Source organism: Lentzea sokolovensis, from assembly GCF_033949975.1.
Taxonomy (GTDB): Bacteria; Actinomycetota; Actinomycetes; order Mycobacteriales; family Pseudonocardiaceae; genus Lentzea; species Lentzea sokolovensis.
This window is the reverse complement of sequence record NZ_JAXAVU010000008.1, coordinates 489,135-510,686: the sequence shown is the minus strand read 5'-3', so window position 1 is coordinate 510,686 and position 21,552 is coordinate 489,135. Positions and strand designations below refer to the sequence as shown.

Sequence of the window (21,552 nt, the reverse complement as noted above, 5' to 3'; positions counted from 1 at the left end):
GCTCCGAGTGGCGGTGACGAATTCTCCCGGATCTCTCCCGAAACGGCCCGGAATCCCGGCCGACGGCGGGGCGCCTCAAGGGCGCCCCGCCAGCGGTGGTCATCCGTTGTTCAGCACGGCGAGGATCTGGTTCAGCAGGGCGACCAGTGCCTGAAGCCCGGAGGGCGAGCCGGGGAGGGGGATTCCGACGATCGCGCACAGCAGGTTGCCGAGCAGGTTGCCCGGACCCGGTTCCGCGGTGATGTTCAGGTGCACCCGGTCCAGGTGCACGACCAGGCCCAGCAGGTCGAGGTCCAGCGGTCCGAGCACCAGGTCGAGGATCTCGCAGGAGACCTGCGAGACGCCCACCGGGGTCGTGACCTCGCGTGACTCGGTGCCCACCTGCTGACCAGCGGAGTCGGTGAGGGTCAGGTCGACGATGCCGTTGGCGAGCGCGGTGGTGCCGTCCTGTGCGAACCCGGTCGGCGTGAACGTGCCGACCACGGTGCCGACACCGCCGGAGGCGTCGGTGAACGTGCCGGTGACAGGCGTGCTCAACGCCGGGGCGGCCGGCGCTGGGGCGGCGGACGCGGTGCCCGCGGCGCCGAATAATGCGAGCAGAACGGCGACGACCACGGTGAGGACCGCGGAGCGGCCAAAGATGCTGAATTTCACGATGAGCTCCTTTCAAGTCACGAACTCGACTCTGCAGGAGTAGCCGAACCAACTCGAAAGAAACGCTTGGAACGCAGACGGGAACGTGAGCAATTTCAACTGATCGATATCCCGCCGGCCCGTACCCAAATCAACGGGCCGTCGTTTGTCGCTCTGTTTCGGGGAATCTGAAAACAAAGATACCGCATATTACGAAGCTGCTGTGTCGTCCATGGGCGCCGGTCGTTGCTGTCTGCTGGCGGTTGGCCGGCGTGCACGCCTTGCCCGCCGTGCTCGGGCGCGGCCTTGAGCGTGGGCAGGAGGCCGCGTCGGTCCGTGGCCATCGGGGCGCGCTCCAACGGCCAGCGGCTCCAGGGGGCGCCATGATGATGAGAAGTTCTGAGGCGAGTGTGGCGCTGACGCTTGGCGCGAGCCACTAGTGCTGATCCAGCACGTGCTGCCGGAATTTCTCCCGGGGCGGGCCTCAAAGGCCTAAAACACAAATCAGCCCCTGTCCACGTCTTCTGTGGACAGGGGCTGATTTGTTTTATTCAGTCGGGGTGACAGGATTTGAACCTGCGACCTCTTCGTCCCGAACGAAGCGCGCTACCAAGCTGCGCCACACCCCGGCTGGGAACATGTAGAACTCTACATCATGTCCGCGCCAGCTCCGAATCGGACCCCCTCATTTCGCCCCTGACCAGGCGTAACGGGTCGCGGAACCAGGGTCAGCAGGGAAGCCTCCGGAGGGCAGCAGAACCGCACCGGCGCGTACGGCGAAGTGCCCATGCCGGCGGACACGTTCATCCACATGTGCGAACCCCAGCGCGAAACTCCGCGGGCGCGACCGCGGTCCAGTTCGCAGTTCGTCACCACTGCGCCGTAGAACGGGATGCGGAGTTGGCCGCCGTGTGTGTGGCCGGCCATCACGAAGTCGTAGCCGTCGGCGGCGAACGGGTCCAGCACGCGCGGTTCGGGGGAGTGCGTGACGCCCAGCCTCAACGCGGCACTGGGATCCGGGGCGCCGGCGATGTCGGCGTAGCGGTCGCGCTTCAGGTGCGGGTCGTCGAGGCCCGCGCAGAAGATGGCCTGGCCGTTCACCATGATGGTCTTGCGGAGGTGGGTGAGGTCTTCCCAGCCGCGTTCGATCATGCCGGCTCGCAGGTCGCGCCACGGGAGCGTCACGCCGTGGATGCGCTTGGTCTTGGACGACGGCAGCAGGTAGCGGACCGGGTTCTTGAGCCTCGGCGCGTAGTAGTCGTTGCTGCCGAAGACGAACACGCCCGGCTTGTCGAGCAACGGGCCGAGCGCGCGCAACGTGCCCGGGACGGCGTCCTTGTGCGCGAGGTTGTCGCCTGTGTTGACCACGAAGTCCGGGTTCAGATCGGCCAGTGCGGCCACCCAGCGCTGCTTCGACACCTGGTTCGGCGTCATGTGCAGGTCTGAGATGTGCAGCACGCGGATCGGCTTGGCTCCGGGGGACAGGACCGGCACCGTGGCGGTGCGCAGGGTCCAGTGCCTTCTCTCGATTCCCGCCGCGTACGCGACGGTCGCGGCGCCGAGAGCGGTCGTGGCGAGGAGGGCGCGGCCCAGCTTGTTCACGCGTCAAGGGTACGGAAGGGCGTTAACTCGATCGGCGCGGCATCCGGAGGGCGGTACCGTTCTGCGCCATGGCGGACTTGAAGACGCGGCTGAAGAACGACCTGACTGTCGCGATGAAGGCACGGGAGACCGTCACGGCCGGTGCGTTGCGAATGGCGCTCACGGCCGTCACGAACGAGGAGGTCTCGGGCAAGCAGGCCCGCGAGCTCTCCGACGACGAGGTCGTGAAGGTCCTCTCGCGCGAGGCGAAGAAGCGCAAGGAGGCCGCTGAGGCCTTCGACGGTGCCGGGCGGGCCGAGAAGGCCGACCTGGAGCGCCAGGAGCTCGCCGTGCTGGAGACCTACCTTCCCAAGCAGCTCGACGACGCGGAGCTGCAGTCCATTGTGGACAAGGCGTTCGACGCCATCGCCGCTCAGCTCGGTGAGGCGCCGGGGCAGAAGCAGATGGGCCAGGTGATGAAGGCCGTCAACGCCGAGGTCGCCGGGCGCGCCGAGGGTGGCCGGGTGGCCGCCGCGGTGAAGGCCAAGCTCGCCGGCTAGTACGCAGTGCCGCAGCGGTGGACGACCGCTGCGGCACCCCAACTCAGAACGCCTTGTCGACCGCGTCCGCGAACTCGCCCATCGACCCGAACTCCAGGTCGTAGCTGTAGTCGCCGGACGGCTCCGGCGTCGCGCCCCAGCCCGGGCGGTCGCGCCGCCGGTTGATCCACACGGACGGCAGCCCCTCCCGCTTGGCCGGAACGTGGTCGTGGAACAGGCTCTGCGCCACGTGCAGCAGCTCCGAGCGCTCCACGCCCAGCGAGTCCAGCTCGCGATCCAGCGCCCGGAAGTGGTTCTCGGCGGGCTTGTACGCGCCGACGTCCTCCGCGGTGATGATCGCCGCGAAGTCCCCGCGCAGCTGCAGGTTGCTGCCCGCGAAACCAGCGCGGTGCACGTTGGACAGAATGATCAACTGGTAGTGGGAAGCCAGGCGCGCCAACGCGTCCGCGGAGTCGGGGAACGCGGGCCAGTCCGGCACCGAGTCACCCAGCCGGCGCGCCCACTCGTCGCTCACCTCACGCCCGAGGGCGGAGCCCATGAGCCGGAACGCCGACGCCAGCAGGTCCGGGTACAGCGCGGACGGCGTCGCCGCCTGTGCGGCCGCCTCCTGCTTGCCGTACGCGAGCAGCAGTTCCTCGTCGGACAGCGAGAGCCCCTGTTCGCGCGCCCACGGTGACAGCACCGCGGCGATGCCGGTCTCCCAGTCGATGAGCGTGCCGTAGCAGTCGAAGCTGAGCGCCTTGAACGCCGTCAGGTCCATGACCCAAACTGTAGTACAGTTCAACTGTAGGGCAACCCGTTAAACTGGCCACATGTCAGCCCTCGACGGCCTCGAAGTGCGCCGCACCACCACGGCCCAGCAGCTGGCCGACGGCCTCTCCGAACGGATCATGGCCGGTGCTTTCGGCCCTGGTGACAGGCTCAGGGAGAGCGCGATCGCGGCCGAGCTCGGGGTCGCGCGCAACACCATCCGCGAGGCCGTCCGGATCCTGGAGCTCACCGGTCTGGTCCGCTACGAGGTCAACCGCGGCGCCGTCGTCATCGCGCCCACGCCGGAGAAGATCGAGGCGCTCTACACCGCCCGCGAACGGCTGGAGACCGCCGCGATCGCCCGCACCCCGCGCCCGGAGCAGCTCAAAGCGATCACCGACGCGTTCGAAGAGCTGCAAGAAGCCGCACGGACCGGCCACGGGATCGTCGACCGCGACCTCGCGTTCCACCAGAAGATCGTCGCGCTGCTCGACAGCACGAGGCTGGACGAGTTCTTCGCCTCGCTGACCAAGGAACTGCGCTTCTACCTCACGGTTCTCAGCAAGTCCGAGACGCCCGAGGAGGTCGTGGCGGAGCACGAGGCCATCGTCGACGCCATCCGTCTCGGCGACCGCGCCAGGGCGGTCGCCGAGATCCGTGCCCACGTCGACGTGAGCGTCCAGCGCCTCAAGGCGATGCTCGCCTGAGCGCTACCGGGGTTCGGGTTCGGTCGGCAGCGTGATCGGTGGCGGCTCGTTCGGGTTGCCGGGGTTGGGCGGGGGCTGCGACGGCGGCGGCTCCGTGGCCACCGGCGGCGGCACGTACCCCGAGCTCACCGACAGCGTGATCACCGTGCCGCGCAACGCGTTGCCGCGCGGCGACTGGCTGACGACCGTGCCCTTCGCCTTCTCGGAGTTCACCGACTGCTGGCTCACCTTGTAACCGGCCTGCTCCAGGATCCGCACGGCGTCGTTGGACTGCCTGCCCACGACGTCGGGCACCTGGATCTCGCGGCCGCCCTTGAGGTAGCGCTGCTCCACCTGCGGCAGCTGGGCCACCGGCAGGGACGCGTGCATCTTCGACATCGTCTCGAACCACGTCTTGGCCGGGATGGTGCCGCCGAAGATGTTGCCGTTGCCGCACAACCGGGGTGCGCCGCCCACGCAGATCGGGCGGGGCGAGTTGCCGTCGTTGAACGTCTGCACGGCGCCCGCGAAGTCCGGGGTCGCACCGATGAACGCCGCCGACTTGTACTCCTCGGTGGTGCCCGTCTTGGCGATCATCGGGCGGGTCCACTTGGCGGCGCGGGCGGCGGCCGCGGCGGTACCGCTGCCGACGTCGTCCTTGCTCATGCCGACCGCGAGCCCGTTCGCGAGACCCTCGGCGACGACCTGCTCGCACGGAGCCTCGTTGACCGGGATCGGCTTGCCGTTGCGGTCCAGCACCTTCGCGATCGGCGTGGGCGGGCACCACTTGCCGCCGCTCACGATGGTCGCCGCGACGTTCGCGAGCTCCAGAGTGGACACCGGTGCGGGCGAGAGCGTGAACGACGCGTTGCCGCCGTTCTGCTTGTAGAACTCGGTCTGCGAGACGCGGTTCTGCTTGTCCTTGGCCTTCGGGTCGGGCCTCGTGCCCTGCAGGTTCGTCGCCATCGTCTCGCGCATGCCCAGCCGCGAGGCCATGTCCACGACCGCGTCCATGCCGGTCTGCTCCTCCAGGATCACGAAGCCGGTGTTCGGCGAGGTCGCGAGGGCCTGCTGCAGCGTCATGGACGACGGGTAGCTCGAGTCGAAGTTCGACAGGCAGTACCAGCGCGTGCCGGGCTCACCGGTGCTCGGGCAGCGCTGGGCGCCACCCTTGAAGACCCGCGAGGTGTGCGAGGTCGGCGTCGGGATGACGTTCTCGATGCCGAGACCCTTCTCCAGCGCCGCCGCGGCCGTGAAGACCTTGTAGACCGAGCCGGCGCCGAACTTGTTCTCCACGCCGCTGGGCAGGTCGTACGTCGTCTGGCGCAGGTCGGCCTTCAGGCCGTAGTCGCGGTTCGCGACCAGCGCCAGCACGTCGTGGCGCTCCTTGCCGGGCTTCACGATCGCCATCGTGTTCGCGATGCCGTCGGTGCCCTTGCCGACGCCCGCCTCGGCCGCCGCCTTCGCCTGCTGGGTGACCGTTCTGTCCAAAGTGGTCTGAATGGTGTAACCGCCGGTGCGCAGCTGTTCCTCGCTGAAACCCGCGCGCTGCAAGTAGTTCACGACGTACGAGCAGAAGAAACCGTTTTCCGGACCGGCGCCGACACAACCGTTCGGCGGGGTGCGAACCGGAGTCGCGAGACCCAGTCCTTCCTTCTTCGCCGCCTCACCCGCGTCGCGCGACAGCTTGTCGTTCTCGACCATCCTGTCGATCACTTTGTTGCGCCGGTCCAAAGCTTTGTCCGGATACGCTTCGGGGTCGAGTGCTGACGGACTGTTCACCATTCCCGCGAGCATCGCGGCTTGAGGAACCGTCAACTTGTCCGGCGTCGTGCTGAAGTAAGCCTGCGCCGCCGCCGCGATGCCGTAAATGGTCGAACCGAATGGAACGACGTTGAGGTACCGGGCGAGGATCTCCTCCTTGCCGAGCTTTCGCTCCAGCTGCAGCGAGATCCGGGCCTCGCGCATCTTGCGCGCGATGGTCTGCTCCTGGGCCTTGGCCTGCTCCAGCTTGTTGTTCCGAGCGACCACGTGGACCAGGTAGTTCTTCACGTACTGCTGGGTCAGCGTGGAGGCGCCCTGCGACACCGAGCCGCTGACCTGGTTCGTCAGTCCCGCGCGGATCGTGCCCTTCCAGTCCACGCCCTGGTGCTCGTAGAACCTGCGGTCCTCGACCGAGATCAGCGCCGCCTTCATGGTCGGCGAGATCTTCTCGGGAGGTGTCAGGACTCTGTACTGGTCGAACAGGTAGGCGATCGGGGCGCCGTCCTTGTCCGTGACCGTGGTGATCAACGGAGGATCCGTCGTCACCAGGTCTGCCGAGATGCTGTCCACCGTGTCGCTGGCTCTGTTCGAGACGAGGCCTGTCGCACCCACGACTGGGAACAGCATGCCGGCGAGGAGAACCCCAGCCAGCAGGCACAGGCCGAGCATCTTGAGCACGCCATTCCTGACTCGCACGCGGGTCAGCGTACGCCGTACACGAACGGGTGAAGGTGATCAGTAAGTGCCGTTACTCAGCATGAGTAGACATACGCAAGACAGGTAACAGTCGGGTGACCCAGGCTTGGACAGGGAACCGAACGGCACTACAGTCCGTCAACGTCCAAGGAATGCAGCCGTGGCTCGAACGCTACGGCATCCGTGGCAGGGGTGTGGCGGATTTCCACATTTGGACAGCACTGAGGAGTGGGGGATATGAACCAGGGGGATTGGCGTATCAACGCTTCGTGCCGTGACGAAGAGCCGGACCAGCTCTTCGTTCGAGGTGCGGAGCAGCGCAAGGCGAAGCTCGTGTGCCTGGGATGCCCGGTGCGCATGGAATGCCTGGCCGAAGCGCTGGACAACAAGATCGAATTCGGTGTCTGGGGAGGCATGACCGAGCGCGAACGCCGTGCTCTGCTGCGCCGTCGTCCGGACGTGGACTCGTGGTTCGAGTTGCTCGACAACGCACGTCAAGAGCACACCGAAGACACGAGGGTCAGCTAGGCGCTGAGCGCCTATTCGCCGGCGAGTCGACGACCTATCTCCCGAAGGCCGTCGAGGTCGTGCACGTCAGCAGGCAATGCGGGCACGCCGACCAGCGCGACGCCGGGGTGAGCACGCGTGAACCGGGCCAGCAGCCGCTTCTCACGATCGGCCACTGCCACCCGGTCCGCGTGCAGCCGGAGCACTGCCGCGGCGAGCGGCGCGTCACCGGAGCGGTCCAGGTCATCCGCTGCGGCGACCGCCTTCGCCGCGGGCAGATCCGCCGCGAGCACGGGATGGGTCCTGTTCGCGACGAGTCCGCACAGCGGCATGTTCTCCGCGCTGAGCCGTTCCACGAAATAGCTCGCCTCGCGCAACGCGTCCGGTTCCGCCGCCGCCACCACCACGAAACCGGTTCCGGGTGAGCGGAGCAGTTCGTACGTGCGCTGGGCGCGTTCGCGGAATCCGCCGAACATGCTGTCGAACGCCTGAACAAAGGTCGACGCGTCCTGCAACAGCTGGCCGCCGACGATCGTCGACACAGCACGTGTGAAAAGGCTGAAACCGGTTCCGACGATCTTCATCAGCCCCCGGCCGCTCGCGCGCGCCGGAGCCGACAGCATCCTGATGAACCTGCCGTCGAGCACCGTCGACAGCCGCTGCGGCGCGTCCAGGAAGTCGAGCGCCGACCGGCTCGGCGGCGTGTCGACGATGATCAGGTCCCACTCGTCCTGCGCCACCAGCTGGCCCAGCTTCTCCATCGCCATGTACTCCTGCGTGCCGGAGAACGACGAGGAAATGGTCTGGTAGAAGGGGTTCGACAGGATCTGGTCGGCCCGGTCGCGGCCCGCGTGGGTCAGCACCATGTCGTCGAACGTGCGACGCATGTCGAGCATCATCGCGAACAGCTCGCCCTTGGGCTCGAAGCCGTCCACGACCACCTCGCGCGGGTGGTTGTCCAGTTCGCGCAGGCCCAGCGACTGCGCGAGCCGCCGTGCCGGGTCGATCGTCAGCACGACCACGCGCCTGCCGCGTTCGGCCGCGCGCAACGCCAGCGCCGCCGCGGTCGTCGTCTTGCCCACGCCGCCGGAGCCGCAACAGACCAGGACGCGTGTCTCCAGGTCGTCCAGCAGCGGGTCGAAGTCGAGCCTGGTGGTCATCGGACACCCGCCGCGACCAGGGCCTCGGCCAGTTCGTAGAGCGCGGCCACGTCCACCCCGTCCGTCAGGTCCGGCAGTTCCAGGGTCGGCAGGTCCGACTCGGACAGCAGTTCCTTGGCCTCCTGCTGCGACCGCACCCGGATGGCGTGCTCCACCGTCTCGTCGACCAAACCTTCGAGCGTGAACTCGTCGAGGTCGAGCCCGGCGGTCCTCAGCCCCGCGCGCACCCGTGACTCGTCGAGCCTGCCCTCGGCCGCGACCGGCAGCGAACGGGCGGGCAGCCGGACCGGCTGGACCCGGTTCACCAGCACCGCGCCGGGTCGCAGGTCGGCGCCGTCCAGTTCGGTGACGGCGTCCAGGGTCTCGCGCACCGGCATCTCCTCCAGCAACGCGACCAGGTGCACCGCGGTGTCGCCGGAGTGCAGCAGCCGCACGACGCCGTCGCTCTGCCCCTTGATCGGCCCGACCTTGGCGAGGTCGGCCATGGCCTTGGTGACGTCGAGGAACTTGACCACGCGCCCGGTGGGCGGCGCGTCCAGCACGACGGCGTCGTAGACGTGGCGGCCGTCCGGCCCGGTGCGGTTCACGCACTCCTTGACCTTGCCGGTCAGCAGAACGTCGCGCAGGCCGGGCGCGAGCGTGGTCGCGAACTCGATCGCGCCCATCTTGCGCAGCGTCCGTCCCGCGAAGCCGAGGTTGTAGAACATCGCCAGGTATTCGAGGAGCGCGGCTTCCGCGTCCACCGCGAGCGCGTGCACCTCACCGCCGCCCGGCGCCGACGCGATCCGTTCCTCGGAGTAGGGCAGCGGGGCCCGGTCGAAGAGCTGGGCGATGCCCTGCCTGCCCTCGACCTCGACCAGCAGCACCCGGCGGCCACCGGTGGCGAGCGCGAGCGCCAGCGCGGCCGAGACCGTCGTCTTGCCCGTGCCGCCCTTGCCGGAGACCACGTGCAGACGGGCTCGGGTCAGCTCCTCGGTCCACGACGTCACATGTCCAGACTATGTGTGAAATCGGTCGAACGTGGATTGGTCGGTCAATCGACCATGGTGAGGAAGAGAACGGCGATGGCCGTCGCGGCGACCAACGCCCACGCCACGACCGATGGAAGCCACAGCGCGATGCTGGCCGTGATCACGGCCACGACCACGAGACCGATCAGTCCGGCTTGGATGACCTCCGTGCGCCGGCTGTGCTTGCGGTCACGCACCTGCGCCATGGCGACGAGCACCATCACCAGTCCACCCAGCGCGAACAGGCTGGTGGCGATGATCCGCCAGGTCTCCATGTGATCAAGGTAGCTCGAAGTGCGAGAACCGCGCAGAGGGCGATCGGGTGGCAAGTTAGGCTCCGCGCATGACGAAGTGGGAGTACGCGACCGTGCCGTTGTTGATCCACGCCACGAAGCAGATCCTCGACCAGTGGGGCGATGACGGCTGGGAGCTGGTCACCGTGCTGACGAACCCGACGGGTGAGCAGCACGTCGCGTACCTGAAGCGAGCGAAGGCATGACCACCTGGAGCAACCGCCTCAAGGAGCTCGGCATCGAGCTTCCCGGCGTCGCTGCCCCGCTCGCCGCCTACGTGCCCGCCACGCAGAGCGGCCCGTGGGTGTTCACGTCCGGCCAGCTGCCGTTCGTCGAGGGCAAGCTCCCCGCCACCGGCAAGGTCGGCGCCGAGGTCTCCCCGGAGGAGGCCAAGCAGTACGCCGCGACGTGCATCCTCAACGCTCTCGCGGCCGTCCACGCGCTCGTGGGGATTGACTCGATCAAGCGAGTCGTGAAAGTTGTCGGGTTCGTGGCCTCCGCCGAGGGCTTCACGGGACAGCCCGGTGTCATCAACGGCGCCTCCGAGCTGCTCGGCGAGATCTTCGGTGACGAGGGCAAGCACGCCCGGTCGGCCGTAGGGGTCGCAGAGCTGCCGATCGGCGCTCCAGTGGAGATCGAACTGATCGTCGAGGTGTGACATGTCGGACACGTGCCACGAACTGCTGCTCAGGCTGGCCGGACGCCTTCCGGACGACCTGCTGTGGCGGTACCGGGACTGGGCGGCTTCGGACGCGTACGCGGTGCTCGCGCGGTCGTTGCCGCGCACTCTGCTGCACGGACGCATCCCTCTGACTGATCACGAACTGCGCCTTTTGCAGGACGCGCTGGTGCCCTACGGGGCGGAACCCGGTGCTCTCAGTTCGGTCAAAGGGCTGGACGAACTGCCACCCACCGACTACACCTTTTCCCCGGAATCACCCGATCGGGTGCCGATGGGAGATTCCGCGACCGTCGTTCTCGGTGCCACGCTGCGAGGCCGGCACGGGGTCGGGGAAGTTCGCTCCTGCTGGCGCATCGGTCCCTCCGGGATCAACCGCGTCCTGCTGGTGGCGGCCACCACCGGCCACGCCCGGCTGACTGGTGAGTTGCAGCGTGTTCTGCGGGCGTTGGGCGAGCACGACCCGTGCGTTGAGGTCGTGCCGTCCGGCATGGACCTTCCGCCCTACCACCGGGCGGCGTTAGCGGCATCGGAGCTGGTGTGTGCCGGCGCCGAGTCCGAGGAGCACCTGGTGCTCAGCTAAGGAGAGTTGACGTGACGAACGACGGTGTCGGCCTGCCGGTCCGTCTCCACGATCTCCTGCTGTCGATGGCCGGGCGGGTCGACGACGCCGCCCTGTCGCAGGCCCGCGAGTTCCTCGCGGTCGGAGAACTGGATCGCTCGATCGAGCTGCTCCTGGGCACGCTCCTCGCGGGCGGCATCCCGGTGCTGCCGGACGAGCGCGCGGCCATCACGTGGATCCTCCACGAGGTCCGCTCGGACGCGGCGCTGACCGACCGCCTGCCGGTGGTCGAGATGCTGCCGTTCATCAGGCACCGCTTCACCTCCGAGACCGATCCGGCCTCGGACATCGCGGGCGATCTGGCCCGCGCGGTGTCGGTGCTCCCGGACATCCGCTCGGTGCGGTGCGTCTGGCGTTCCTCGCCCACGGGTTCCACGCCCGGCCCGTTGCCACAGCGGGTCGTGCTGGTGGACATCGGTCCGCAGGGTTTCGCGCCCGCGACCGCCTACCGGGTCGACTCGGTGCTGCGCAAGGCCGGCGTCCGCGCCGCGGTCGAGGTGCTGACCACCGGTGTGCAGCTCAGCGACTACCACGCGTCCGCCGTGACGTCCTCGATGGCGGTGCCGATCTCCGGCGCTCCCGCCCCGATGATGGCCGACCACGTCTCCCAGCAGCAGCAAGCCTGGTTCGACCAGCCAGCCGAGGAGCTTCCCGCTCCGGCGCCGGTGGCCGAGCCGACACCGGCGCCGGAGCAACTGGAAGAGACCGGCTCACGACGCGCACGTTCCGCACCGACGGCGCTGGAGGGCTCGCAGCCCTTCCCGCCCAAGCCCGTGAAGCGCATCCCGAGGGCCCCCGTGGAGCCCGAGATCGAGGCGCTTCCCGAACCCGTCCCGATCAACCGCGCCGAGATCACGACCGAGCTCAAGCCCGACGAGTTGGCGGCCCTGCAGGCCGCCCTCGCCGAGCCCGCGGAGCCGTCCTCGGTGGACGCGAACCTCAGCGAGCGCGAGCGGGCCCTGCTGCAGCAGCTGCACGAGGAGCTGGCGCAGCGGGAGCAGACCGGTGCGAAGGGGCCTGACAGCGGTCGCTGGCAGATCGACAGGTCCTCGTCGCGTCAGTCGGCGTTCGGGGCCACGAACAACGGCCACCAGCCTCAGTAACCGGTCCGCAGGTACTCCAGCTGGGCCCGCACCGACCACTCGGCGGCGGGCCACAGCACCCTGTCCACGTCCGCGTAGACGACCTCGACGACCTGCCGCGGGGTCGGTGACCCGCCCAGCGCCTGCACCGCTTTGCGGACCTGTTCCAGGCGCTGCGTGCGGTGGGCGAGGTACATCCGGGCGGCCTCTCCGGCGTCCGCGAGTTCCGGGCCGTGGCCAGGTAGAACCGCAGTGTTGTCCGGCAGCTCGGCGAGCAGCTTGAGCGACTCGAAGTAGTCGCCCAGCTTGCCGTCCGGGTGGGCCACGATCGTCGTGCCGCGGCCCAGGACCGTGTCGCCGGTCAGCACGGCCTCGCCGTCGATCACGAAGCACAGCGAGTCGCTGGTGTGGCCGGGCGTGCCCAGGACGCGGAGCTCCAGGCCGGCGCTGGTGATCACGTCCCCGTCGGTGAGGCCTTCCGAGCCATAGGTGAACGACGGGTCGAGCGCGCGCACCGGAGCCTTGACCAGCTCACCGAACGCACGCGCGCCCTCGGAGTGGTCAGGGTGGCCGTGGGTCAGCAGGATCTCGGCGATCGGGCCGACAGCCGCGATGCGCTTCAGGTGCGCGTCGTCGAGCGGGCCGGGGTCGATGACGACGAACGACGTCGCGTCCGGTGCCTTGAGCAGCCACGTGTTGGTGCCGTCGAGCGTCATCGGCGACGGGTTGTCGGCCAGCAGCACCGCGGCGTGGTCCGTGACCTGGCGGAGTTCGCCGTAGCGGGGGTGCTCGGCGCGGGCGCCGATCAGCGGGGAGCCGCTCACTGGAACACCACCCGGATCACGTCGCCGTCGCGGATCAGCTTGGGAATGATCTTCTCGACGCTGCGCTCCTCGGCCATGACCTTCTCCACGCTGCCGAGAGCGCCCACCTCGTCGAGGGTGCGCCAGGTCGGCGGCATGAGCATGCGACGGCCCTCCTGGGCGTCCTCGACGGCTTCCGCTGGGGTCTGCCAGGCCGCGTCGGACGCCTCGGTCGTCTCGCCGTCGGCCTTCTGCCCGGACGGCAGGGCGGCGACGAAGAAGCGGGTGTCGTAGCGGCGGGGCTCCTCGTACGGGGTGACCCAGTTCGCCCACGGCCGCAGGAGATCCGCGCGCAGGACGAGGTTCTCGGCGGCGAGGAACTGGGCGAGGGAGATCTCGCGGTCCACGAGTTGCTGACGAGCCTCCGCGAACGCCGAGGTGTCCGCGACGACCGAGGTGGCGTCGGGGCCCGCGAGCAGGACACCGGACTCCTCGAACATCTCGCGCACGGCGGCGCACACGAACGCACGGGCCGTGGCCGCGTCGACGCCGAAGATCTCGCCCCACCACTGCGGCGGCGGGCCCGTCCACGCGACGGACGTGTCGGCGTCGCGCTGGTCGACTCCACCGCCGGGGAACACGGTCATGCCGCCCGCGAACGCCATGCCCTTCACGCGGCGCAACAGGAAGGCTTCGAGGCCCTCGGCGCCGTCGCGGAGCAGGACCACGGTGACGGCGTCCCGTGCCGCGGCGGGCTGATCGGGTTGGGAGACCGGCGATGCGGGTACCAGGTTTCCCGGCAAGGTCATGTCGTCGGGCATCCTGCGAGCGTACGACCGTGCCGACCTGAGGATGGTGTGATGGCGACGAACGTCTCCGGCTGCCTGGTGAAGATCCTGCTGTTCCTGCTGGGCGCGGTGATGGGCACTGGCCTGACCGCGGTGGCGGGCGTGGTGATGTTCGTGCCGGACAGCACGACCGTGATCAGCGTCGACCCGACGTCGACCTCGCCGGGCGTGTACGTGAAGAAGGTCGAGCGGCTCGTCGGCAGCACCTCCTACGAGATCTGGCTCGGCCCGACACCGGACCGCGGCCACGTGGTGACGGTGCCGAGCGGCTGGGGCCACGACCCGAAACGAGAGCAGTCCGGCGACGGCCTGCGCCTGAAGTTCGACAACGGGGGCGAGATCTTCGTCCCCAAGGCCAGTTACTCCTGAGGCAGGATGTGCGAGTGGACGAACAGCTGCGCGTAGGACTTGTCGGTGCGGGCCCGTGGGCCGAGATGATCCACGCCCCTGGCATCGCGAACCATCCGGGCACGACGCTGACGGGTGTGTGGGCGCGCCGCCAGGAAGCGGCCGCGTCACTGGCTGCCTCCTTCGGCGCGGAACCGTTCGAGGACTACACCGCGATGCTGTCCACTGTGGACGCCGTCGCGTTCTGCGTGCCGCCGGGCGTGCAGGGCCCGATGGCGATCGAGGCCGCGCGCGCCGGCAAGCACCTGGTGCTGGAGAAGCCGATCGCGGAATCCGTCGAGGTGGCCGAGGAACTGGCTGCCGCGGTCGCCGAGGCCGGTGTGGCGTCCCTGGTCGTCCTGACCCGCCGCTACGCCCCGGAAACGAAGCAGATGCTGGCCCAGTTGCACCGCACCGGCGGCTGGACCGGCGCCGACAGCCGCTGGATCTCCGGCGCGCTGCTGGACGGCCCGTTCTCGAACTCCCCGTGGCGCCACGACAAGGGCGCGCTGGACGACGTGGGCCCGCACGCGTTCGACCTGCTGGACGCGGCACTGGGCGAGATCACCGACGTGCTGGCGGCGAACGTCACCGACACCGGTCTGTGGCAGCTGATCCTGCAACACGCGGGCGGCGCCACCAGCACCGTCTCGCTGTGCCTCTCCCTGCCGATGCAGCCCCCGTTCGCGGACTTCACCGTGTTCGGCACCGAGGGCCACCGCACCCTGACGAACCGCGACACGCCTGCGCTGGAGTGCTTCACGAACCTGCTCGACGACTTCGTGGCGATGGCGGACAGCGGCACCACGACGCACGAGTGCGACGTGCGGCGCGGGCTGCACCTGCAGCGGATCATCGATCTGGCGCGCCGCAAGGCAGGCGCCTGAGGTCTCACCGGAAGTGCGGGCGGAGCTTCGCGCACAGCTCCGCCGCATCACCCCGAGGCGCCCCGGCCCACTCCACCTCGGTCCACGCCAGTTCGTCCGGCGTCCCTCGATGCCGGACGAACACGTGCTGGTGAAAGTGCGCCACGGACCCGCCCGGCCACAGCCGAGAACACGAACTCCGGATCCAGTTCGGCCCGCAGCCCGACCGCCGCCAGCCGCACCGCCCGCGCGACGGCCTCCGCCTCGGTCACGGTGAGCAAGTCCAGGGCGGCCACGTGCCGGCGCGTCTCCACGAACAGGTACCCCAGCACCTCACCGGGCCGGTGCGACACGACCACCAGGTCGTCGGCGAACACCACCGGACCGGCCAGCGGTCCCGAACCGAGATGCTTCGCGCAGATCAGACGCTCGTCCACGACTTCACTCCGTCCAGCCAGAACCAGGGCGCCCGAAATTGTCAGGGGTGCCCGCTAGCGTCCAGAGCATGGACCTCACCGCCACGACAGCCGAGCTCGCCGGTGCCGCCGCCGAGGTGGCGCGGCTGCTGCCGACCCGCGTGCTCGACCCGGTGCTGGCCGGTCTCCGCCTGAAGGCCGGCATGGACGTGGAGGTCGCGGGCAGCGACCAGGAACACGGTGTGCGCCTGAGCGTCAACGCGACGGTGCACACCGAGGGCGAGGTGCTCGTGCCGGGGAAGCCGCTGGCCGCGACCCTTCAGGCGCTCGACGACCCGCAGGTGAGGCTCAAGGTCGAGGGGCAGCGGCTGGCGATCCGCACGCCCACGTCGAGGTTCGCGATCCCGCTCCTCGACCTCGCCCACCACCCCGGCGTCCCGGCGCTGCCGAAGCTGCAGGGCCACGTGGACGCCGCCACGCTCAGGACCATCGCGGCGGTCGCGGGGGCGGCGTCGAAAGACGACGCGCTGCCGATCTTCACCGGCATCCGGATCCAGTCGGACGCCCACCGGCTGCACTTCATGGCCACCGACCGCTACCGCATGGCCTACGCCACACTCCCGTGGGAACAACATGGTCAACTCGACCTGTTGGTACCTGCGAAGGCCATCGTCGAGGCGGCCCGGCAAGCGACGAACCAGGTAGCCCTGCACGCGAACGAGGACCGCATCGGCCTCGCCTGGGGCAACAACTCGATCTCCACCGCGCTGCTGGCCGCTCCGTTCCCGGACGACCGCGCGCGCCGACTTCTGGAGGCAGTCATCGACAGCACGGTGCTCGTGGACGCGGACGCGTTGGCTCGCGCCGTCCGCAGAGCCACGCCCTACGGCGGCCCGCACCAGGCCGTGACCATCCAGGTCGAGGACTCGGAGATCCGGGTCAAGGGCAGCGACCCGCAGCAGGGCGAGTCGGAGGAGTTCGTCAAGGCCACGGTCGAGGGCGACCGGCTGACCAAGACGTTCCAGTCCCGCTACCTCGCGGACGCGCTGAAGGCGTTCGCGGGCCGCCGGATCGAGCTGAAGATCCAGGACGGCCTGCGTTCGACGGTGCTGACGTCGCCACCGGGCGAGGACGGCGTCGAGCTCACCTACCTCGTGGTGCCGATGCGTTCGGTGGCCTAGAACGCGAAAGGCCCGGAAGCTTTCGCCTCCGGGCCCTGCCGCGAACGAACTGGCTCAGCGGGCCGCGAGTTCCATTTCGGACCGGGCCGGCACCTCAGCGGGCACGCCGCGCTGCACGGTGCCGCGCAGCAGCCAGACAGCCAGCGCGATCAGCAGCCCGGCGACGCCCGACGCGACGAACGCCGGCCGCGTGCCGAAGTGCTCGATCAGCTGACCGGACAGCCCCTGGCCGATGGCGAGGCCGATGGTCACCGAGGTGATCACCCAGCCGAACGCCTCCGCGGCCATGCCGTTCGGCGTGACCTGCTCGATCGCCGCGGAGTGCGCGGTCGACTGCGGCGTGATCAGCGTGCCGACGAAGAACAGCGCGACGCCCAGACCGATCAGCGTGGCCGGGATGGCCAGCAGGAACGCCAGCAGCGCGAAGCCGCCCAGCAGCACCGGCAGGCGCAGGTGCATCGGGCGCGGCCACGGGCGCATGCCGTAGAGCACGCCGAACACCACCGAGCTGATCGACCACAGCGACAGCATCAGGCCACCCATCGAGGGCTGGCCCACGGCCTTCGCGAACGCGGGCACGGCCACCTCGACGAAGCCGATGGTCACGCCGAAGCCCAGCGCGGCCAGTGCCACCGTGCGCATGCCGGGGTAGGCGAACGCGCCGAGCAACGGGCGCGGAGCCTGCACGACCGGACCCCACGCGCGCACGACGGGGTTGAAGGCGAACCACAGCGCGCCCACGACCATCAGCACGGCGCCGACGACGACACCGGTGCCCGCCCACGGCGCGGCCAGCAGCAGACCGGCGAGACCAGGTCCGAGGATGAAGAAGACCTCCATGCTGATCGCCTCGTAGGCGTAGCCCGCCATCCGCGTCGGGCCGGCCGGGACCATCCGCTCCCACAGCGCACGCGACGCAGAGCCCACCATCGGCTCGGTCGCGCCGACGCCGAGGGCCAGCGGGACCAGCACGAACACCGACGCGCCCGCCTCGACGGCGAGCACGGAGACGGTCACGAAGAAGGCGAACAACCCGGTCACCCCGAGCAGCGGGCGGGTGGGACCGAAGCGGTCCATCAGCCGGCCCTGCACGACGGAACCGAGAGCCACACCCGTCAGCGCCGCCGCCGAGACCATGCCGGCGACCGCGAACGATCCCGTCGCGCGCTCCACGTAGAGCAGCAGCGAGAGCCCGACCATCGCGATGGGCAGGCGGGCGAGCAGAGACGCGACCACGGGGCCGCGCATACCGGGAGTCGTCAGGGCAGCGCGGTAGTCGGAGAGGCGGGCGGAGTGGGACATGTGTACCAGTATGCCAAAGTTGGTACGGATGTACCAGATCGGGTGCGCAGGGTCACGACGGTTGCGATTGGGTCACGGGAATGGGATGACCGGGTGAAACATGCAACGAATCGGCCACACACGAGGTCCTTGAGGGTGAAAGGGCTTGAGCAGTCGGGGTGCCGACATGCGAAAGTTGACTCGCCAACCGAGACCAACCTCTGGCTTGAGGGTCGGGGCCTGCGCGCCAGAGGGATGGAAGGCACGGTTCGTCGGGGGATGGGCCGTGCAACACAAAGGACCGGTGCGCCACGTCGGGGGTGGCGCCCGGTCCTTTGTGTTGGTCGCTGCTCCGCAGACTCCGGCTCGTTCGCCGAGGAGCTGGTCATCCGCCCGCCGCTTCGCCCCGATTGGGCTTCGCCGAATCGAGACGAAGAGGCGAACGGATGACCAGCGCGAACTCGCGGATGCCTGGCTCGCCAAGCGGAGATCCGTGGCGTGCTTGGTTGCGTGTTCGTGGCTTGAACGCGCACGGAGCCCCGTTGACTGCCCGGGGCTCCGTTGCGTTCAGTGCTGCGTTCTGACTAGCGGGCGCGGCGCGCGAGGCGCTCCGGGTCCAGGATCAGCACGCTCTTGCCTTCGAGCCGCAGCCAGCCGCGGTGCGCGAAGTCGGCCAGGGCCTTGTTCACGGTCTCGCGGGACGCGCCGACGAACTGGGCGATCTCCTCCTGCGTCAGGTCGTGCGTGACGCGGAGCAGGCCGGCCTCCTGCGAGCCGAAGCGCTGCGCGAGCTGCAACAACGCCTTGGCGACGCGGCCGGGCACGTCCGTGAAGATCAGGTCCGCCAGCATGGAGTTCGTCCGGCGCAGCCTGCGGGCCAGGGCCCTCAGCAACTGCTCGGCGATCTCCGGCCGGTTGGTGATCCACTGTCGGAGCGCGGGGCGGTCCATGGACACCGCGCGCACCTCGGTCACCGTCGTCGCGGTCGACGTGCGGGGGCCAGGATCGAAAATGGACAGTTCGCCGAACATGTCGGAGGGCCCGAAGATCCCCAACAGATTCTCGCGGCCGTCCGGCGACTTGCGGCCGATCTTCACCTTGCCGGACTGGATGATGTACAGGCGATCGCCCGGCTCACCCTCCGCGAAGATCACGTGGCCACGCGGGAATTCCACCGTCTCAAGGGTCGTCGCCAGCGCCTCTGCGGCCGCCGGGTCCACCCCCTGGAAGATGCCCGCTCGCGCCAGGGTCTCGTCCACCTCGTCCCTCCTAATCGACGCGACGGCACGCCTACCACCATCTTTGGTGGAGTCAGCGCCGTGCCGCCGATCACTGCGTTGCAGTCTAAGGGCTCTCTTGTGGATCGCCGCTCGGCTCGCCGTCTTACTAGGAACAACCCGACTGGCTCGATCCAGAAGCCCAACGAGCCAGCTTACGCCATCTAGCGGACGCGCTTGCGCGTGCCACCGCGGCCGCGGCGGCGGAGACGGAACATGTCAAGGGCGCGACCGATGCCGTGTCCGTAGAGCGCCTTGACCTCTTCGGGCCTGGCGGACTCCAGGAACTCCTCGACCTCGTTCTCCTGCACGGCAACGTGCCGGAGCTTCGCTTCGACGCGCTCCATGAAGAGCGCGAAGAACATGATCACGATCGGAACGACGATCACAAACCAGGCAGTCATGATGCTCCGAAGTCTGGCGCATGAGGGATTCGAGTGCGGATCTAGGGGGTGGGTCCGGCGTGTTGACTACTCTGGATCAGTGCCCGCAACCAAGAAACCGGAAACCAAACTCGGCCTGACCCGCAGGGCCCGCCGGATGGTGCGCGTGCTGGCCGAGGGATACCCCGACGCGCACTGCGAGCTGGACTTCACCACGCCGCTCGAGCTCGTCGTGGCGGTCATTCTGTCCGCGCAGTGCACCGACAAGAAGGTCAACGAGGTCACTCCCGCGCTCTTCATGAAGTACCCGACGGCCGCCGACTACGCCGGCGCCGACCGGACGGAACTCGAAGAGATGCTCCGCCCCACCGGTTTCTTCCGGAACAAGGCGACGTCTCTTATGGGTCTCGGTGCTGCTCTTGTGGAGCATCACGACGGTGTGGTCCCCGGCAACATGGAGGAGCTGGTCAAGCTCCCTGGTGTAGGACGCAAGACGGCCAACGTGGTTCTCGGCAACGCGTTCGATGTGCCCGGGCTCACAGTCGACACCCACTTCGGCCGCCTCGTGCGCCGCTGGGGCTGGACCGATCTCGAAGACGCGGTCAAGGTCGAGCACGCCATCGGTGAGCTCATCGAGAAGCGCGACTGGACCATGGCCTCGCACTGGATCGTCTTCCACGGCCGCCGCGTCTGCCACGCCAAAACCCCTGCGTGCGGAGCCTGTCTGCTGATGAAGGACTGCCCGTCGTACGGCCTCGGACCGGAGGACCCGGACAAAGCGGCCAAGCTCGTGAAGGGCGACGAGAAGCCCCACCTGATCGAGCTCGCCGAGCGAGTACGGGCCGGTGAGAAGCTAGGGGGGTGAACAACCGCACGCGCTGGCTCGCCGTCGTGCTCGTCCTCGGCGTGGCGGGCGTCGTGGCGCTGTGGCCCCGTGACGAATCGCCGGGGCCGCCGCCCACGTCCGCCCGCCCGACGCAGGACATGGGCGCGTTGCGCGCACAGGCCCAGCTCCGGCCGTGCGTGCCGGGAGCGGAAGGCGGTGTGGGGGTGACGTGCCTCGGCGACGGCACCCGGACGGACCTCGCGCTGAAGGGGCCGCTCCTGATCAACTTCTGGGCGACCTGGTGCCAGCCGTGCCAGGAGGAGCTGCCCGTGCTGGAAACCTATGCGAAGCAACCAGGTGCCGTGCCGGTCGTCCCAGTTCTTGTGGAGAGCAGGGAGGCGGACGGCCTGGAGCTGCTCGCCCGCCTCGGCGTGCGGTTGCCGTCCGTTCACGACGAAGCCGACGAACTGCGCAAGCGAGTCAAGGCGCCGATAACGCTTCCCGCTACGTATTACGTATCAGCGGACGGTCAGGTCCGGCAGATCACCGATCCGCCGTACTTCACCGCGCCGGAACAGGTGGAGAAGGCGGTTCGATGACGGAGGCGACAGAGCCACCCGACTGGATGCAGCGCCTGGCCAAGGCCACTGAGGAGATCGACGCACAGACGTTCATGCGGGTCCCGCGTGCGCCGCAGGACGGCGTGCGCAAGGCGGCCGTGCTCATGCTGTTCGGTGACAACGAGGAGCACGGGCCCGACATCCTGCTGCTGCGCCGTTCGGACACGCTGGGCTCGCATCCGGGTCAGGTCGCGTTCCCCGGCGGCGCGTGCGACGACACCGACGACGGGCCGGTGGGCACGGCATTACGCGAGGCTTACGAGGAGACCGGTGTACTTGAGCCAGGAGTGAGACCACTTGCTTTGCTGCCGGAGCTGTACGTGCCGGTGTCCGGGTTCGTGGTCACGCCTGTGCTCGCCTACTGGGAACAGCCGAGCCCCGTCGCACCTGTCGATCCGGCGGAGACCGCCGCGGTCGCTCGGGTGCCGGTCGCGCACCTCGCCGATCCTGCCAACAGGTTCCGGGTGCGTCACCCCGCGGGTTACGTCGGAGCGGCCTTCTCCGCGCCGGGCATGCTGGTGTGGGGATTCACCGCGGGGTTGATCAACGGCCTGATCGCACTCGGTGGCTGGGAACAGCCTTGGGATGCGACCGATGTGCGTGACCTTGAACTAGCGTTGCGCGCTACACAGTGAGGCGGA

26 protein-coding genes and 1 tRNA gene are annotated in these 21,552 nt (G+C 68.9%); 13 read left to right on the top strand and 14 right to left on the bottom strand.

Annotated features, from left to right (window positions below):
- Positions 1–99: 99 nt before the first annotated feature.
- From SK854_RS17085 to SK854_RS17075, 3 genes are all read right to left on the bottom strand, one after another.
- A complete protein-coding gene (locus SK854_RS17085) occupies positions 100–654 on the bottom strand; it encodes a hypothetical protein (RefSeq protein WP_319976076.1) in 555 nt (184 codons plus the stop codon).
- Positions 655–1,188: 534 nt separating this feature from the next.
- Positions 1,189–1,262: transfer RNA gene (locus SK854_RS17080), tRNA-Pro, on the bottom strand.
- A 19-nt stretch (positions 1,263–1,281) separates the two neighbouring features.
- Positions 1,282–2,235: a metallophosphoesterase gene (locus SK854_RS17075; RefSeq protein WP_319976075.1), complete on the bottom strand. Its 954-nt coding sequence runs from the start codon at positions 2,233–2,235 to the stop codon at positions 1,282–1,284.
- Positions 2,236–2,303: 68 nt separating this feature from the next.
- On the opposite strand from SK854_RS17075, the gene SK854_RS17070 reads away from it, so the two are divergent.
- Entirely contained in the window at positions 2,304–2,774 is a 471-nt protein-coding gene (locus SK854_RS17070; RefSeq protein WP_319976074.1) for a GatB/YqeY domain-containing protein, read from the top strand.
- 43 nt (positions 2,775–2,817) lie between these two features.
- Here the strand turns inward: SK854_RS17070 and SK854_RS17065 are convergent, their stop codons facing one another.
- Positions 2,818–3,534, bottom strand: coding sequence for an HAD-IA family hydrolase (locus SK854_RS17065; RefSeq protein ID WP_319976073.1), 717 nt, complete (start codon positions 3,532–3,534; stop codon positions 2,818–2,820).
- 52 nt (positions 3,535–3,586) lie between these two features.
- Here SK854_RS17065 and SK854_RS17060 point away from each other — a divergent pair, with 52 nt between their 5' ends.
- Positions 3,587–4,231 carry a GntR family transcriptional regulator gene (locus SK854_RS17060; protein ID WP_319976072.1) on the top strand — a complete coding sequence of 215 codons (645 nt, stop codon included), beginning with the start codon at positions 3,587–3,589 and terminating at the stop codon, positions 4,229–4,231.
- A gap of 3 nt (positions 4,232–4,234) precedes the next feature.
- Here SK854_RS17060 and SK854_RS17055 read toward each other — a convergent pair whose 3' ends face one another.
- Positions 4,235–6,670, bottom strand: a complete 2,436-nt coding sequence (locus SK854_RS17055) for a transglycosylase domain-containing protein (protein WP_319976071.1) — start codon at positions 6,668–6,670, stop codon at positions 4,235–4,237.
- A gap of 237 nt (positions 6,671–6,907) precedes the next feature.
- Here SK854_RS17055 and SK854_RS17050 point away from each other — a divergent pair, with 237 nt between their 5' ends.
- Positions 6,908–7,198, top strand: a complete 291-nt coding sequence (locus tag SK854_RS17050) for a WhiB family transcriptional regulator (protein WP_319976070.1) — start codon at positions 6,908–6,910, stop codon at positions 7,196–7,198.
- A gap of 11 nt (positions 7,199–7,209) precedes the next feature.
- On the opposite strand, the gene SK854_RS17045 is transcribed toward SK854_RS17050, so the two are convergent.
- Genes SK854_RS17045 through SK854_RS17035 form a run of 3 tightly spaced genes read right to left on the bottom strand, consistent with a single transcriptional unit; the run spans position 7,210 to position 9,622 of the window.
- On the bottom strand, positions 7,210–8,337 hold the full coding sequence (locus SK854_RS17045) for an ArsA family ATPase (protein ID WP_319976069.1): 1,128 nt from the start codon (positions 8,335–8,337) through the stop codon (positions 7,210–7,212).
- Positions 8,334–9,326, bottom strand: a complete 993-nt coding sequence (locus SK854_RS17040) for an ArsA-related P-loop ATPase (RefSeq protein WP_319976068.1) — start codon at positions 9,324–9,326, stop codon at positions 8,334–8,336. The genes SK854_RS17045 and SK854_RS17040 overlap by 4 nt, the downstream gene beginning before the upstream one ends.
- 44 nt (positions 9,327–9,370) lie before the next feature.
- Positions 9,371–9,622 (bottom strand): hypothetical protein, encoded by a 252-nt coding sequence (locus SK854_RS17035; protein ID WP_319976067.1) that lies wholly within the window; start codon positions 9,620–9,622, stop codon positions 9,371–9,373.
- Between the two features lie 68 nt (positions 9,623–9,690).
- Between SK854_RS17035 and SK854_RS17030 the strand changes: the two genes are divergently transcribed.
- From SK854_RS17030 to SK854_RS17015, 4 genes are read left to right on the top strand one after another with little or no spacing between them, the layout of a single operon-like run.
- Positions 9,691–9,846, top strand: coding sequence for a DUF4177 domain-containing protein (locus tag SK854_RS17030; RefSeq protein WP_089950120.1), 156 nt, complete (start codon positions 9,691–9,693; stop codon positions 9,844–9,846).
- A complete protein-coding gene (locus SK854_RS17025; protein WP_319976066.1) occupies positions 9,843–10,298 on the top strand; it encodes a RidA family protein in 456 nt (151 codons plus the stop codon). The genes SK854_RS17030 and SK854_RS17025 overlap by 4 nt, the downstream gene beginning before the upstream one ends.
- 1 nt (position 10,299) lies before the next feature.
- Complete coding sequence (locus SK854_RS17020) at positions 10,300–10,902, top strand: hypothetical protein (protein ID WP_319976065.1); 603 nt, start codon at positions 10,300–10,302, stop codon at positions 10,900–10,902.
- 11 nt (positions 10,903–10,913) lie between these two features.
- Entirely contained in the window at positions 10,914–12,044 is a 1,131-nt protein-coding gene (locus SK854_RS17015) for a hypothetical protein (protein WP_319976064.1), read from the top strand.
- On the opposite strand, the gene SK854_RS17010 is transcribed toward SK854_RS17015, so the two are convergent.
- Together SK854_RS17010 and SK854_RS17005 are read right to left on the bottom strand one after the other, a co-directional pair.
- Complete coding sequence (locus tag SK854_RS17010; RefSeq protein ID WP_319976063.1) at positions 12,038–12,847, bottom strand: MBL fold metallo-hydrolase; 810 nt, start codon at positions 12,845–12,847, stop codon at positions 12,038–12,040. The genes SK854_RS17015 and SK854_RS17010 overlap by 7 nt on opposite strands.
- Positions 12,844–13,635 carry an NUDIX hydrolase gene (locus tag SK854_RS17005; protein ID WP_406601785.1) on the bottom strand — a complete coding sequence of 264 codons (792 nt, stop codon included), beginning with the start codon at positions 13,633–13,635 and terminating at the stop codon, positions 12,844–12,846. The genes SK854_RS17010 and SK854_RS17005 overlap by 4 nt, the downstream gene beginning before the upstream one ends.
- 51 nt (positions 13,636–13,686) lie before the next feature.
- Here SK854_RS17005 and SK854_RS17000 point away from each other — a divergent pair, with 51 nt between their 5' ends.
- Together SK854_RS17000 and SK854_RS16995 are read left to right on the top strand one after the other, a co-directional pair.
- Positions 13,687–14,043 carry a hypothetical protein gene (locus SK854_RS17000; RefSeq protein WP_319976061.1) on the top strand — a complete coding sequence of 119 codons (357 nt, stop codon included), beginning with the start codon at positions 13,687–13,689 and terminating at the stop codon, positions 14,041–14,043.
- Between the two features lie 14 nt (positions 14,044–14,057).
- The gene (locus tag SK854_RS16995; protein ID WP_319976060.1) at positions 14,058–14,948 is read left to right on the top strand and encodes a Gfo/Idh/MocA family protein; all 891 of its coding nucleotides are present in this window, start codon (positions 14,058–14,060) and stop codon (positions 14,946–14,948) included.
- A 47-nt stretch (positions 14,949–14,995) separates the two neighbouring features.
- On the opposite strand, the gene SK854_RS16990 is transcribed toward SK854_RS16995, so the two are convergent.
- A complete protein-coding gene (locus SK854_RS16990) occupies positions 14,996–15,364 on the bottom strand; it encodes a hypothetical protein (protein WP_319976059.1) in 369 nt (122 codons plus the stop codon).
- 68 nt (positions 15,365–15,432) lie between these two features.
- On the opposite strand from SK854_RS16990, the gene dnaN reads away from it, so the two are divergent.
- Positions 15,433–16,524, top strand: coding sequence for a DNA polymerase III subunit beta (dnaN, locus tag SK854_RS16985; protein WP_319976058.1), 1,092 nt, complete (start codon positions 15,433–15,435; stop codon positions 16,522–16,524).
- A 54-nt stretch (positions 16,525–16,578) separates the two neighbouring features.
- On the opposite strand, the gene SK854_RS16980 is transcribed toward dnaN, so the two are convergent.
- The 3 genes from SK854_RS16980 to SK854_RS16970 form a co-directional block, all read right to left on the bottom strand.
- Complete coding sequence (locus SK854_RS16980) at positions 16,579–17,826, bottom strand: MFS transporter (protein WP_319976057.1); 1,248 nt, start codon at positions 17,824–17,826, stop codon at positions 16,579–16,581.
- Positions 17,827–18,389: 563 nt separating this feature from the next.
- The gene (locus SK854_RS16975) at positions 18,390–19,064 is read right to left on the bottom strand and encodes a Crp/Fnr family transcriptional regulator (RefSeq protein ID WP_030477589.1); all 675 of its coding nucleotides are present in this window, start codon (positions 19,062–19,064) and stop codon (positions 18,390–18,392) included.
- A 182-nt stretch (positions 19,065–19,246) separates the two neighbouring features.
- Positions 19,247–19,486, bottom strand: coding sequence for a hypothetical protein (locus SK854_RS16970; RefSeq protein ID WP_093594399.1), 240 nt, complete (start codon positions 19,484–19,486; stop codon positions 19,247–19,249).
- A gap of 136 nt (positions 19,487–19,622) precedes the next feature.
- Between SK854_RS16970 and nth the strand changes: the two genes are divergently transcribed.
- Genes nth through SK854_RS16955 form a run of 3 tightly spaced genes read left to right on the top strand, consistent with a single transcriptional unit; the run spans position 19,623 to position 21,546 of the window.
- A complete protein-coding gene (nth, locus tag SK854_RS16965) occupies positions 19,623–20,330 on the top strand; it encodes an endonuclease III (RefSeq protein ID WP_319976126.1) in 708 nt (235 codons plus the stop codon).
- Positions 20,327–20,890 (top strand): TlpA family protein disulfide reductase, encoded by a 564-nt coding sequence (locus SK854_RS16960; RefSeq protein ID WP_319976056.1) that lies wholly within the window; start codon positions 20,327–20,329, stop codon positions 20,888–20,890. The genes nth and SK854_RS16960 overlap by 4 nt, the downstream gene beginning before the upstream one ends.
- On the top strand, positions 20,887–21,546 hold the full coding sequence (locus SK854_RS16955) for an NUDIX hydrolase (RefSeq protein WP_319976055.1): 660 nt from the start codon (positions 20,887–20,889) through the stop codon (positions 21,544–21,546). The genes SK854_RS16960 and SK854_RS16955 overlap by 4 nt, the downstream gene beginning before the upstream one ends.
- Positions 21,547–21,552 lie beyond the last annotated feature (6 nt).

Excerpts from the sequence above, each read along its gene's own strand:
- SK854_RS17000 (WP_319976061.1), top strand. The coding sequence starts at position 13,687 with ATGGCGACGAACGTCTCCGGCTGCCTGGTGAAGATCCTGCTGTTCCTG.
- SK854_RS16980 (WP_319976057.1), bottom strand. The coding sequence starts at position 17,826 with ATGTCCCACTCCGCCCGCCTCTCCGACTACCGCGCTGCCCTGACGACT.
- SK854_RS17025 (WP_319976066.1), top strand. The coding sequence starts at position 9,843 with ATGACCACCTGGAGCAACCGCCTCAAGGAGCTCGGCATCGAGCTTCCC.
- nth (WP_319976126.1), top strand. The coding sequence starts at position 19,623 with ATGGTGCGCGTGCTGGCCGAGGGATACCCCGACGCGCACTGCGAGCTG.
- SK854_RS16955 (WP_319976055.1), top strand. The coding sequence starts at position 20,887 with ATGACGGAGGCGACAGAGCCACCCGACTGGATGCAGCGCCTGGCCAAG.
- SK854_RS17070 (WP_319976074.1), top strand. The coding sequence starts at position 2,304 with ATGGCGGACTTGAAGACGCGGCTGAAGAACGACCTGACTGTCGCGATG.
- SK854_RS17060 (WP_319976072.1), top strand. The coding sequence starts at position 3,587 with ATGTCAGCCCTCGACGGCCTCGAAGTGCGCCGCACCACCACGGCCCAG.
- SK854_RS17020 (WP_319976065.1), top strand. The coding sequence starts at position 10,300 with ATGTCGGACACGTGCCACGAACTGCTGCTCAGGCTGGCCGGACGCCTT.
- SK854_RS17050 (WP_319976070.1), top strand. The coding sequence starts at position 6,908 with ATGAACCAGGGGGATTGGCGTATCAACGCTTCGTGCCGTGACGAAGAG.
- SK854_RS17005 (WP_406601785.1), bottom strand. The coding sequence starts at position 13,635 with ATGACCTTGCCGGGAAACCTGGTACCCGCATCGCCGGTCTCCCAACCC.
- SK854_RS17030 (WP_089950120.1), top strand. The coding sequence starts at position 9,691 with ATGACGAAGTGGGAGTACGCGACCGTGCCGTTGTTGATCCACGCCACG.
- SK854_RS17035 (WP_319976067.1), bottom strand. The coding sequence starts at position 9,622 with ATGGAGACCTGGCGGATCATCGCCACCAGCCTGTTCGCGCTGGGTGGA.
- SK854_RS17045 (WP_319976069.1), bottom strand. The coding sequence starts at position 8,337 with ATGACCACCAGGCTCGACTTCGACCCGCTGCTGGACGACCTGGAGACA.
- SK854_RS16970 (WP_093594399.1), bottom strand. The coding sequence starts at position 19,486 with ATGACTGCCTGGTTTGTGATCGTCGTTCCGATCGTGATCATGTTCTTC.
- dnaN (WP_319976058.1), top strand. The coding sequence starts at position 15,433 with ATGGACCTCACCGCCACGACAGCCGAGCTCGCCGGTGCCGCCGCCGAG.
- SK854_RS17065 (WP_319976073.1), bottom strand. The coding sequence starts at position 3,534 with ATGGACCTGACGGCGTTCAAGGCGCTCAGCTTCGACTGCTACGGCACG.